The organism is Streptomyces sp. NPDC036815 (genome assembly GCF_055609205.1).
Genome location: NZ_JBVJPW010000017.1, coordinates 73,740 through 86,229, shown reverse-complemented (window position 1 = coordinate 86,229; position 12,490 = coordinate 73,740). Strand labels below are relative to the sequence as shown.

The 12,490-nt window shown below is 71.4% G+C and carries 8 protein-coding genes; 3 read left to right on the top strand and 5 right to left on the bottom strand.

The window, feature by feature from the left end; translation table 11 throughout:
* Positions 1-296: 296 nt before the first annotated feature.
* Positions 297-2,774: an ATP-binding protein gene (locus tag ACZ69I_RS28625; protein ID WP_470835475.1), complete on the bottom strand. Its 2,478-nt coding sequence runs from the start codon at positions 2,772-2,774 to the stop codon at positions 297-299.
* Between the two features lie 222 nt (positions 2,775-2,996).
* On the opposite strand from ACZ69I_RS28625, the gene ACZ69I_RS28620 reads away from it, so the two are divergent.
* Entirely contained in the window at positions 2,997-6,044 is a 3,048-nt protein-coding gene (locus tag ACZ69I_RS28620; protein ID WP_470835474.1) for an AfsR/SARP family transcriptional regulator, read from the top strand.
* Between the two features lie 386 nt (positions 6,045-6,430).
* On the opposite strand, the gene msrB is transcribed toward ACZ69I_RS28620, so the two are convergent.
* From msrB to ACZ69I_RS28600, 4 genes are all read right to left on the bottom strand, one after another.
* Positions 6,431-6,838, bottom strand: coding sequence for a peptide-methionine (R)-S-oxide reductase MsrB (gene msrB, locus ACZ69I_RS28615; protein WP_467680301.1), 408 nt, complete (start codon positions 6,836-6,838; stop codon positions 6,431-6,433).
* A gap of 39 nt (positions 6,839-6,877) precedes the next feature.
* Entirely contained in the window at positions 6,878-8,281 is a 1,404-nt protein-coding gene (murC, locus tag ACZ69I_RS28610; RefSeq protein ID WP_467680296.1) for a UDP-N-acetylmuramate--L-alanine ligase, read from the bottom strand.
* A gap of 114 nt (positions 8,282-8,395) precedes the next feature.
* Positions 8,396-8,878 (bottom strand): indole-3-glycerol phosphate synthase, encoded by a 483-nt coding sequence (locus ACZ69I_RS28605; RefSeq protein WP_470835472.1) that lies wholly within the window; start codon positions 8,876-8,878, stop codon positions 8,396-8,398.
* A 132-nt stretch (positions 8,879-9,010) separates the two neighbouring features.
* On the bottom strand, positions 9,011-9,835 hold the full coding sequence (locus ACZ69I_RS28600) for a pyrimidine reductase family protein (protein WP_470835470.1): 825 nt from the start codon (positions 9,833-9,835) through the stop codon (positions 9,011-9,013).
* A 36-nt stretch (positions 9,836-9,871) separates the two neighbouring features.
* Between ACZ69I_RS28600 and zapE the strand changes: the two genes are divergently transcribed.
* Positions 9,872-10,963, top strand: a complete 1,092-nt coding sequence (gene zapE, locus ACZ69I_RS28595) for a cell division protein ZapE (protein ID WP_470835468.1) — start codon at positions 9,872-9,874, stop codon at positions 10,961-10,963.
* A 137-nt stretch (positions 10,964-11,100) separates the two neighbouring features.
* Positions 11,101-12,462, top strand: coding sequence for a PhoX family protein (locus tag ACZ69I_RS28590; protein WP_470835466.1), 1,362 nt, complete (start codon positions 11,101-11,103; stop codon positions 12,460-12,462).
* Positions 12,463-12,490: the final 28 nt, after the last annotated feature.

The window sequence follows — 12,490 nt, the reverse complement described above, 5'->3', positions numbered from 1 at the left end:
GCGGCCCTGCCCGGTCACCGGCCGCCCCTCCGGGGAGACCTGGCGGCAGTGCGCCGACGTGCTGTACGCGGACCGTCCGCGCCCGCGCCGAGCGGCGGCGTCGCTGGCCTCCCTGGCTCTCCGGCGCTATCCGGGGTGCGTCCTGATCGTGGTGCGCCGGAGGGAGGGCGGCTGGTGGTACCGCTCGCGCTGGTGCGATGCGGGGGACGCGCCACCCCTGGCGACACGGGGACAGGGAAGCGGCCCGGACCTGACGCGCCGTGCGTCGCTGTGCCAGGTACCTGTCGCTCACGGCCTCAGCCCATACCGCTCAGGCGCTCCTCCAGTCGCCGCACATCGGGTGCGCTGACGGCCCGGTAGCGGGCCAGGGACTGGGCGTACCAGCTCCTGGCCCGCTCCGGCTCCCGCCGCTCCTCGGCCGCCTCGCCAAGGATCTCCAGGACGCGGGCCTGCCAGTGCAGGGAGCCGGTGGCTTCGAACTCGCCCACAGCGGCCAGGAGTTGGGCCTCGGCGGCGGACACCGCGGACGCGTCGTCACCGGCGCAGCGCAGGGCGGCCTGCCCGAGGAAGGCCAGGGCACGGGCGGCGTCGTAGGGGTCGTCCTCGGCCAGGAGGTCCGCCCGGGCCGTGGTCAGGTGGGGCAGCGCCTCATGCGGACGGCCGTCGGCCAACGCCACATCTCCCAGGCAGATCCTGGTCAGGGCGGCACCACGCCGGTAGCCGATGGCTTCGCGGAGCGGCAGGGCCAGCCTGAAGTACCCGGTGGCCTCGGTGAGCCGCCCGGCCAGCCGATGCGACTGGCCCAGGCCGTGCAGGGCTTGGGCTTCGGCACGACGGGCGGCGGTCAGCGCGTGCGGGCCCGCCGGGTCTCTCGCGCCTGCCGCGGAGGCTCGGCCGCCCTCCAGCGCGGCCACCCGCTCTCTCGCCACCTCCAGCGCCCGGCCGAACCATTCGACCGCCTCGTCGTGGCGTCCGGCGTTGCGCAGTCCGGCGCCCCCGGAGGTGAGCATCTGCCCTTCGGCCTCCTTGTCGCCCGCGCGGCGGGCTGCCGCGAGACCCGTCTCGTGTGCCTCGATCCACAGGTCGTACGGGCGCAGGCGCAGGAAGAGCGGGAACATCGCATCGGTGAGCATCCACGCCGTGTCGTGCCAGCCGTGCTCCGCGGCACAGCGCAACGCGGCCATCAGGTGGTCCCGTTCGGCATCGAGCCAGCCGAGGGCGCCGGGCGCGTCCTCGAACGGCGGGCGCTGGGTGGGCGGGTGGGCGTAGCGACGGGCCAGTATGCGGTGGCTCGGCGTCAGCAGCGTCTCGGCCTCGGTGGCGGCGAACAGGTAGTAGTCGACCACGCGCCGCACCGCCGCCTCGGCGTCGGCAGGCCCGTCCCGATCGACGGCGAGCTGTGCCGCGTGGGTCCGCACCAGGTCGTGGAAGCGGAAGCGCCCGGCGCCGGTGCGCGGGTCGGGGCCCAGGTCCTCCAGGAGATTCACCTCGGCGAGCTCGTCAAGAAGCCGGTCCGCCTCGTCCGCGCCCAGTGAGCAGGCCTCGGCCGCCGCCTCGACACCGAGCAGGGGAACCGGAACCAGGCCGAGCCTGCGGTAGCCGCGGGCCTGTTCGGCCGGCAGCAGGCGGTACGACGTGTCGAGGGCGCCGCGTACCGCGTACTCCCCCTCCACCCGCAGCACGTCCAGGGCACCACCGGCCCTGTCGCCCAGAGCTCCCGCCATCGCCGCCAGCGGCTGCCGGGGCCGCGCCGCCACGTGGGCCGCGGCGACGCACACCGCGAGCGGCAGCCCCGCGCAGGCCCGCGCGACCGTCAGCGCGGCCTCCGGTTCGCGTGAGACGCGGTCGGGGCCGATCCGCCGACGGATCAGTTCCACCGCGTCACGGGTGTCGAGTACCCCCAGCGGGTGGAAGGTCGCGCCGTCCATGCCCAGGCCGCTCAGCCGCCCACGGCTCGTCACCGCCGTCAGCGCCCGGGCGCCACCGGGCAGCAGCGGGCGAACTTGGGCCGCGCTGAGCGCGTTGTCCAGCAACAGGGCGACGCGCCCACCGGCTGTGGCCGATCGCCACAGGGCCGACCGCTCCCCGAGGTCCGCGGGAACCCGTTCCTCTCCGATGGCCCGCAGGAACTGCCCGAGCAACTCGCCGGGCCGTGCCGGGGAACGGTCGGAGTGCCCTCGCAGATCGGCGTACAACTGTCCGTCGGGGAAGTCGTCGGCCAGGCCGAGCAGCCAGCGGCGCGCCAGCGTGGTCTTGCCGACGCCGGCCGCGCCGCTGATGACCGCGATGACCGGTGCCCCCGGTGACGCTCTCAAGGTGTGGTCGAGCGCGGCAAGCTCCCGCTCGCGATTGGTGAAGTGGGCGGGTACGGGCGGCAGTTGGCGGGGCACTGCACGGGCTCGTGACGGAGGGTGGATGTGCACCCCGCCGTGGATGCCGTGCGCCTGGACGACGGGGCCCTGCACCTGCGCGGTGCCGCCGATGGAGTTGTCGACCTCGGCCGGAGCGGCGGACAGGGTTCCACCGAGCCAGGTCCGCAGCTCCCCGGCAAGGCCGGGCCGGGCCGCCGCCTCTTCGGCCAGGACGACGGAGAGGTGCCCGGCCCGCTCCGCCCTTTCGGAGTCCGGCTGCGGCGTCGCCCACGCATCGGCCAGTTCGGCCGTCCGCGCGTCTCCCCAGGCGCGTACCGCGGCCAGGAGGGCGTGTGCCGCTCGCGGTCGCGTGGCCGCCAGTGTCAGGGCGGCCTGCAGTTCCAGGGCCGTCACCTGGGCCATCGCGCCGTCCTTTCCCGAGTTCCGCGGCCCTCGCCGCGTGTCGCGAGAGCGTCCTACCCTCCCGCCGTTCTCGTCAGACCGAATAGCGCGCCATGGAGAGCGTTTACGTCAAAACAAGCCAATGCAGTGAACCATCTAGCGCCACTATTTGAACGATATTGACCTCATGCGATTCTTTGACGCCTATCCAGAACACAGGCCGACCGACGGACGGGGGCACTGGTGGAGATCGGAATTCGCATCCTGGGCACCGTCGCACTGGAACGCGATGGGCATATCGATCTCCTCGGTTCGGCGAAGGAACGTCTGGTACTCGCGGCCCTGGCCCTCGACGCGGGTCGGCCCGTCTCCCTGGACACCCTGATCCACCGCCTGTGGGAGGACGCCCCGCCCGCCAAACCGCGCGCGGGTCTGCACACGTACGCGGCCCGTATCCGCCGCCGCCTGCGGGTGGCCGACGGCGGCGACCTGCTCGTCCAGCGGGCCCACACGTATCTGCTCGACGTCCGTCCGGAGCAGGTGGACTGTCACCGGTTCGGGCAACTGACGGCCCGGGCCCGTTCCCTGTCCGAGCGCTCCGACGACAGCGCCGCGCTGGACCTCCTGCGGGAGGCAACCGACCTGTGGCGTGGCGAACCGCTGGCCGGACTGAGCGGCCAGTGGGTGGAGAGCGTCCGCGCGAGCCTGGCCCAGAAGCATCTGGCCGCGCACCTGACCCGGTTCGGGATCGAACTCCGCAGAGGCCATTTCGCCGACCTGGTGCCGGACGTGGCCGCGCTGCTCGACCAGCACCCCGGCGACGAGACGCTGGCCGCCCAGCTCATGACCGCGACGTACGGCTGCGGCCGGCAGGCCGAGGCCCTGCACGTGTACGAGACCGTCCGGCGCCATCTGGGCGAGCACCTCGGCACCGATCCCGGCGAGCACCTGGCACACCTGCACCGCCTCATCCTGAACGGAGCTCCGCCGCGGGAGCTGCTGCCCCGCCACGACCCGCGGGCCGCCGCTCCCCACACCCTGCCCCGGCACGCCGACCTCGTGGGCAGGCAGGGGGAGTTGGCGACCATCGTCCGGGCGGCGGGCCGGTCGACCGGCACCGTGATCGCGTTACAGGCGATCTCCGGTATGGCCGGAGTCGGCAAGACCCTGCTGGCCCTGCACGCGGCCCGTAGCCTGGGGCCGCAGTTCCCCGACGGCCAGCTCCACCTGGATCTGCGCGCCCACTCGCCCGGCCAGGCACCCCTCACCACCCGGGCCGCCCTCACCTCGTTGCTGCGGATGCTCGGGACCCCACCGCAGGACCTGCCCGACGAACTCGACGACCTCATCGGCCTGTGGCGCACGCTGCTCAGCCGCCGACGCGCCGTCATCGTCCTGGACGACGTGGCCGACCCCGACCACCTGCGCCCGCTCCTGCCCGGCCCCTCCCCCTCACTGATGATCGTCACCAGTCGCCGCCGGCTCTCCGGACTGCCCGGCGTCCGGCCGGTCCTGCTCGACGTCCTTCCCCAGGAGGACGCCGTGGCCCTGTTCAAGGATCTGGTCGGCGAGCCCCTTCCCGCCCGGAGCCACGAGATCACGGCCATCGTCCAGCTCTGCGGCCGACTCCCCCTGGCGGTCGAGATCGCCGCCCGGCGCCTGGGCTCCCGGCCGTCCTGGACGGCGGGCCACCTCCTGCACCGGCTCACTCACGGACACGGCAGGCTACGAGAGATCAGGGACGGCACCCAGGAGATAGCCCGGGCATTCGAGGTCTCCTACCACACTCTCAGCTCCGAGGAGAGAACAGTATTCCGCATTCTCGGCCTCCAACTCGGCCCGGATTATGACGCATTCACGACGGCCGCTCTTGCGGATCTCCCACTCGACCGTACGGAGCGCGTTCTCGAAGGGCTCCTGGACGCTCACCTGATCCAGGAGCCGGCGCCCGAGCGGTACACCACCCATGATCTCCTCGGTGAATACTCGCGCATGTTGGCGACCTCCGAACTGGAATCCGCCGAACGGAACGAAGCACTCCAGCGGTTGATCGATTTCTACGTACAGGCATCCGACGCCGCAGACCGGTTGATCGCCCCGCGACGCCCGAGAGCAAGCCATTCCCTGCACCCTTCCGCATACCGGACGCCGGCGTGGAACGGGCCGGGCGATGCCCGGCGCTGGCTGGCGGCGGAGTGTTCCGGGCTCCTCGCGGCGGAGCGCCACTGCAGGGACCACGGGCGGCCGCACGAGGCGGCACTTCTCGCCGGTTCACTGGCGGGCTTCCTGCACGAGGAGAGGCACTCGGCCCACACCCACGGCATGCATCTGGCGGCCGCCGCGCACTGGCGGGCCCTGGGCGAGCCGGAGGCCGAGGTGTACGCGCTGATCGACCAGAGCACCGCTCTGTCCCGCAGCGGCCGTCACGACCGGGCCCTGTCCGCCCTCGGGCAGGCGCTGCGGACGGCCCGGTCCATCGGCGACACGACCGTGGCCGAAGTGCTGCACGCGCGGGGGGTGCTGCGGTGGAACCTCGGCAGACTGCCGCAGGCGCGCGCCGACCAGGAGGACACCCTGGCGCTGCGCACGCGCTCAGGCGATTCCTGGCAGATCGCCCGCTCGGAGAACAATTTGGGCATCACGCACCTCTACCTCGGGAATTTCAAAGTCGCCGGAGAGCACTTTCATTCCGCACTCGCGAGGTTCCGCTCGGTGGACGACGCCCACGAAGAAGCACACGTGCTCAACAATCTTGCGGACCTCCATCTGCACATTCACGACAGGAAATCCGCCCGGCATCTTCTGCAAGAGGCCCGGAAACTCCTCGCAATATCGGGAACCGCAGCAGAACACGCCATGGCGCAGGTGAATTTAGCCGACACCATGGACGCACCGGCGGAACTCGAGGATATGCTCAACATCTATCGGGATTCGCTCACTTCGTTCCACAGGCTCGGCGACCGGCGCAATGCGTCGATAACTCTGCACAGAATGGGAAGCGCCCTCCACGCGGCAGGGAGTTTCCAGGCGGCGGCCGAGCACCACGCGCGCGCACTGGACCTGGCCAGGAGCATCGGGGCCACGCACGAAGAGGTGCAGGCCCTGCACGGACTGGGGGCCGCCGAGCAGCGACTGGGGCAGCTGGCCTCAGCGGCCTCCCACCTCACCGCCGCGGTGGTGACGGCAGATCGCACGGGTGCCGCGGACGAAGCCGCTCGGGCGCGGGCCACGCTCGCCGGGATCAAAACGGAATCTGTGGTTCCAGAGTCGAGTCCGGAACGCCACTCCTGAAGCACCCGCATTACCAGATTGAGCAGCATCGCGGCAAAGCAGGCTCCCGAGCCTTGCGCTGCACAGCCTCTCTGGTACAAGATCCCGACGGGGCGGAGGAATACCCCGTCCCGAACTTTGAGTAGCGGGAGCGCATTAGCACATGGTAAGAAAGCTTCTCGCGGGACTTTCGAAAGCCGTCCCGTCATTTCTCGTAGGCACGCTTATAGCAGCCGCCTTCGCGATACTCATTTGCATGCCTTCAAGGGTCGAATCCGGCACGCAGGCAAGCGCCTCGATCGGCACCACTCAGAGCTCGACCCCTCACCCAGGGGCAACTCGCGCCTGACGGCGATCCGGCACGGCGACGGTGACCCCGCCGCCGTGCCCCATGAAGGGTGACCCGCTCAGCCCTCGTCCGCCGCCAACCGCAGCGAAATGCTGTTGATGCAGTACCGCTGGTCCGTCGGGGTGGGGTAGCCCTCGCCCTCGAAGACGTGGCCCAGGTGCGAGCCGCAGCGGGCGCAGCGGACCTCCGTGCGGACCATGCCGTGCGAGGCGTCCTCGACCAGTTCGACCGCGTCCGTGTCCTTCGGGTCGAAGAAGCTCGGCCAGCCGCAGTGCGACTCGAACTTCTCCGAGGAGGTGAAAAGCTCCGCGCCGCACGCGCGGCAGGAGTAGACGCCCTTGGTCTTGGTGTCCGTGTACTCACCGACGAAGGCCGGTTCGGTGCCGGCCTGGCGCAGCACCGCGTACTCCGAGGGGGTCAGCTCCGCGCGCCACTGCTCGTCCGGCTTCTCGACGTCGTACGACATGGGTGACATCCCCTTTACTTCGAATGCTTCGAAGCTCGACTACTTCGACAGCTCGGCCAGGATCTGCGGGCCGAGGTCCGTGACGTCGCCCGCTCCCATGGTGAGAACGAGATCGCCGGGCTTCGCCATTCCCGCGATCGCCCGCACGGCCTCCGCCTTGTCCGACGCGGCGGTCACGTCGGCACCGGCCTGCCGTGCGGCGTCGATGATCAGGGCGCTGGTGATGCCGGGGATCGGGTCCTCGCGGGCCGGGTAGATGTCGAGGACCACGGAGGAGTCGGCGAGGGCCAGGGCCTGGCCCATCTCGGTGCCCAGTTCCTGGGTGCGCGAGAAGAGGTGCGGCTGGAAGAGGACCAGGATGCGCGCGTCGCCCGCGGCGGAGCGCATCGCCTCCAGGTCGGCCGTCATCTCGGTGGGGTGGTGGGCGTAGGAGTCGATGACCTGGACGCCCGCGGCCTCGCCCTTGAGCTGGAGGCGGCGCTTGACGCCCGTGTACGACTTGAGCGCGGCGGCGAGGTTCCGGGACGGGATGCCGAGCGCGATGCCCGCCGCGAGGGCCGCGACGGCGTTGTTCGCGTAGTGGCGGCCGGGCACCGAGACCTGGAAGGTGAGCAGCTTGCCGTCCAGGACGACGGTGACCTCGCTGGTCAGGCCCCGTGCGGTGATCTTGTGGATGCGCAGGTCGGCGGTGTCGGACTCGCCGTACGTGACGACCTTGAGCTGCCCCAGGTCACGCACGCGCCGCGTCAGCTCCACGGCGCCCGGCTGGTCCGCCGAGATGACCAGGGTGCCACCGGGGACGATCTTGCCCGCGAAGATCTCGAAGGATTCGTAGATCTCCTCCATCGACGCGTAGTTGGCGTGGTGGTCGAGCTCCACGTTGAGGACGATGGCGACCTCGGGCGCGTACTTGTGGAAGCTGCGGTCGCTCTCGTCCGCCTCGGCGACGAAGATGTCACCCTCGCCGTGCAGCGCGTTCGTGCCGGGCGCGTCCAGGTCGCCGCCGATCGCGTACGACGGATCGAGGCCGAGCGTGGAGAGGGTGACGGCCAGCATCGAGGTCGTCGTGGTCTTGCCGTGCGTGCCCGCGACGGCGATCGGGCGCCGGCCGTCCATCAGGGAGGCCAGGGCGTCCGAACGGTGCACGACGGGGATGCCGAGCTCGGTGGCGCGGGCCAGCTCGGGGTTGTCGGCGCGGATCGCCGAGGAGACGACGACGCAGGTCGTGTCGGAGGCGAGGTGCGCGGCGTCGTGCCCGATGTGGACCGTGGCGCCCAGCGCGCGCAGCGCCTCGGCGGTGGCGGACTCCCGGGCGTCGCTGCCCGCGACCTTGGCGCCGCGCTGGGCGAGGATCTTCGCGATGCCCGACATTCCGGCGCCGCCGATGCCGATGAAGTGCGGTCGGTCCATGTCGGCCATGGACTGGGGCAGGCCGGGTGCCATGCGTGTGTCTCCCCTGGTGTGACGAGTGGTGTTGCGACGACTGAGCAGGCCCCAGCCTATTGCCTCCCACGGGGCACGCCGTCCGAGGCACCCGGGCCCGCCCCGGCCGCGCGCCTACGCCTCGTCCGCGAGGCTGTGCGAGAAGAGCTTGAGGACCGGCACGCCCACCTTGTGGCGCGCCCGCGAGGCCCAGTCCCGGTGGAAGAACTCCTCCACGTAGTGCGGGTCGGTCAGGACGATCACCTCGTCGGCGTCGACCTCGGCGACCAGCGTCTTGAGGGCGTCCAGCGGATGGTTCTCGATGAGCTGCCCCTGTGCGGCGCAGCCCGCCGCGCGCAGCGCCGTCAGCGAGACCTCCAGTGCCCGTACGCCGAAGCCCGCCGCCTCGTGCCCCTCCGGGGTATCGCCCTCGCGCGCCGCCTCGTCGAGTTCGCCGAGGGCGACGTCGTCGATGGCGCGCAGCAGCCGGTCCGCCTGGTCGCCCCGCGGCTGGAGCAGCACGTGGAAGGTGATGGGCTCGTCCCCGTGCAAGGTGGTGACGAACTCAACGTCGGCGGACGTCAGGGCCTTCTCGATCATCAATACGCTTGTGAACACGCCAGGCGCCCTTCTCATCCGTGGGCCGTACTGAGGCCCTTGCGGAAACCATCCTGCCCCGTGGCCGCACGGGGTCTGCGAGATCTAGTGTGCCCAGCCGAAGCCAAACGGAACGGCTGATTCCGCTGATTGTCAGCTACGACGGTAGCGAGTGAAGAGGAACCCGGCCTCCTCCAGTACGGACGTCAGTACGAATCGATCCGGCACCGCGAGAGCGGATCCGCCCGCGATCCGCTGCGCGTCCCCCGCGGTGAGCATCGGCGACACCGTCAGACAGAGCTCGTCCAGCGCCCCCGCGGCCACGAACTGGCCGAGCAGACGGGGCCCGCCCTCCGTGAGCAGCCGGGTGAGGCCCCGCTCGGCCAGGGCCGGCGCCACCCGCTCCGGCTCCACGGTCGCGCCCTCCCCGGCGAGCACCACGACGGCGCCCGCCTTCTCCGCCGCGGCGATCCGGTCGGCGGGCGCGGCGGCCCCGGTGACCAGGAGCGTGGGCGTCAGGGGCGCGGTGAAGAGCGGAAGCGAGAAGTCCAGGTCGAGACCCGCGCTGACGACCGCGACGGCGGGCGCCGGCGCCTGTCCGGCCGCCGCCCTGCGCCCCTCGAAGGCGGCGCGCGCCTTCGCCGGGCGGTAGCCCTCCTTGCGGACGGTCTCGGCGCCCACGACCACGACGTCGGCGAGGGCCCGCAGGGTGCCGAAGATCCGCATGTCGGTGTCGCCGGAGATCGGGTGGGAGCGGCCGTCGTGGTGGGCCGCGCCGTCGAGGGTGGACACCATGTTGGCGCGCAGCCAGGTCGCCTCCCCCTCGGGGTAGGCGTAGGCCTGCGCCAGCTCGTCGAGTCCCCACTCGCGGTCGGCCGTCTCATCCGTCCGGGGCCGCGTCCGGTCAGGTGTCCGGTCCTCGGCCCGGGGGTGTGTCCGGTCGGCTGTCTGGTCGGTCACAGGGAACAGGCGTCGCATATCCGCAGTCTCGCACGCCCCTTAAGCTGGGGAACCGTGTCGTCCTCCACCGCCGCCCACGGGCACCGTCCGATAGCCGATGTGGCTCCGCTGGCCCTCTGTGCCCGCGAGCCGCATGTCCCCGCCGACCGCCTGGTCGCCGAGATGGTGCCGCCGCCGCGCTTCGACTCGGTGCGCTTCGACACCTACATCCCGGACCCCGGTCAGCCCAGCCAGACCGAGGCCGTCCGGGTCCTGAGCGGCTTCGCGGCGGGGCTCGGCGGGGCGCACGCCTCCGGGGCGGGCAAGAAGCGGTGGTTCCAGAAGAAGGCCGCCGCCCCCTCGGGCCCGCGCGGCATCTACCTCGACGGCGGATACGGCGTCGGCAAGACCCACCTCCTCGCCTCCCTCTGGCACGCGGCGCCCGCGGCGCCGGAGCAGAAGGCGTTCGGCACCTTCGTCGAGCTCACTAACCTGGTCGGCGCGCTCGGCTTCCAGCAGACCGTGCGCACGCTCAGTGATCACCGGCTGCTCTGCATCGACGAGTTCGAACTCGACGATCCGGGTGACACGGTGCTCGTGTCGTCCCTGCTCAGCAAGGTCGTCGAGCAGGGCGTCGCGCTCGCCGCGACCTCGAACACGCTGCCGGGCAAGCTCGGCGAGGGCCGGTTCGCGGCCACCGACTTCCTGCGCGAGATCCAGGGCCTGTCCGCCCACTTCAAGGCGCTGCGCATCGACGGCGAGGACTACCGCCACCGCGGCCTGCCGGAGGCTCCCGCGCCGTACTCGGAGGAGCAGGTCACCAAGGCGGCGTACGCGACCGACGGCGCCTCGCTCGACGACTTCCCGCACCTGCTCGCGCACCTGTCCAAGGTCCACCCGAGCCGGTACGGCGCGCTGACCGACGACCTCAGCGCCGTCTGCCTCACCGACGTGACGCCCGTTCCTGACCAGTCGACCGCGCTGCGTCTTGTGGTCCTCGCCGACCGGCTGTACGACCGAGAGGTACCGGTACTCGCCTCCGGCGTGCCCTTCGACCGGCTCTTCAGCGAGGACATGCTGAACGGCGGATACCGGAAGAAGTACTTCCGCGCCATCTCCCGGCTCACGGCGCTCGCCCGGGACGCCAAGGGGCTCGTGGACGGGTAACTCCGGGTACGGAGACGTACGACGTAGGACGACGCGGGACGCGCGAAACGGAAGCTACGCGCGTGGTTCCCGTGCACCAAGGCGCGTGGTACACACATCCGGTCACATTCCTGTCCGCCAGCAGGAGGTTGCCCATCATGTCTGCCACTCGACGTCAGGTTCTCGCCCGCTCCGGTGCGCTGGGCGCGGGGATCGCCTTCACCGGCGCTCTGTCGGAACTCTTCGCGGGCACCGCCGCCGCGCACGGGAAGGCCGGATACGGCCCCCTCGTCCCCGACCCCGAGGGCCTCCTCGACCTCCCCAAGGGGTTCCGCTACAAGGTCCTCTCGCGCGAGGGGGACGACCTTCGCTCCGGCGAGGGCAAGGTCCCCAGCAACCACGACGGCATGGCCGCCTTCCGGGGCCGCAACGGCGGCGTCCACCTCGTCCGCAACCACGAGAACCGCGTCACCGGCAAGATCGGCGTGCCGACCGTCGAAGGACTCACGTACGACCCGATGGGCAAGGGCGGCTGTACGGCGCTCTCGCTCGACCGGAGGAACAACGTCCTGGGCGAGCGCGTCGCGATCGCCGGGACGGCCGTGAACTGCGCGGGCGGCCCCACCCCCTGGGGCACCTGGCTGACCTGCGAGGAGACCGAGGACAAGGCCGGTACGAACGGCTACACCAAGGACCACGGCTTCATCTTCGAGGTCGACCCGGTGGACCCCCGCCGCACCGGCGCCGTGCCGCTCACCGCGATGGGCCGCTTCCAGCACGAGGCGATCGCGGTCGACCCCCGGCGCGGCGTCGTCTACGAGACCGAGGACGCGTTCGACAAGCCCTTCGGCCTCTTCTACCGCTTCCTGCCCAAGAAGCCCGAAGGCGGCCGCGGCTCCCTGCGCGCGGGCGGCAGGCTGCAGGCGATGCGGGTGCCGGGGGTGGCGGACCTGTCCTCGATCCAGGAGACGGGCGCGACCTTCGAGAACATCGAGTGGGCCGACGTCCCCGACCCGCTCGCCGCCCGGACCGCCATCCGCTTCCAGGACTTCGGCAAGAAGGGCATCACGCACGCGCAGAAGCTGGAGGGCTGCTACTGGGGCGGCTCGTCCGTCTACTTCGTGTCGTCCTTCGCCCACCGCGCCGCCGGTTCCGCGGGCGACCACTTCGGCCAGATCTGGCGGTACGACCCGGCCCGGCGCCGCCTCACCCTGGTGATCGTCTTCGGCCCCGACACCGACATCCAGCTGCCCGGCGAGTCCCCGGACAACATCTGCCTCGCCCCCACCGGCGGCCTGATGGTGTGCGAGGACGGCGGCGGCGTCCAGCACGTGTACGGCCTGACCCGCGGCGGCGAGGTCTATCCGATGGCCCGCGGCCGGCAGAACATCGGCACCCCGCAGGAGCCCGAGTGGGGCGAGTTCGCGGGCGTCACGTTCTCGCCGGACCACGACACGATGTACGTGAACTGCTACACGCCCGGCACGACGTTCGCGGTGACGGGCCCCTGGCACAAGTAGCGCCCTCTACGGGCCCCCGCGACGTCGG

What these genes read in the sequence shown, in the direction of transcription:
- murC (WP_467680296.1), bottom strand. Translation starts at nt 8,281, where the DNA reads ATGGCACCCGGCCTGCCCCAGTCCATGGCCGACATGGACCGACCGCAC.
- ACZ69I_RS28625 (WP_470835475.1), bottom strand. Translation starts at nt 2,774, where the DNA reads ATGGCCCAGGTGACGGCCCTGGAACTGCAGGCCGCCCTGACACTGGCG.
- ACZ69I_RS28600 (WP_470835470.1), bottom strand. Translation starts at nt 9,835, where the DNA reads ATGCGACGCCTGTTCCCTGTGACCGACCAGACAGCCGACCGGACACAC.
- msrB (WP_467680301.1), bottom strand. Translation starts at nt 6,838, where the DNA reads ATGTCGTACGACGTCGAGAAGCCGGACGAGCAGTGGCGCGCGGAGCTG.
- ACZ69I_RS28590 (WP_470835466.1), top strand. Translation starts at nt 11,101, where the DNA reads ATGTCTGCCACTCGACGTCAGGTTCTCGCCCGCTCCGGTGCGCTGGGC.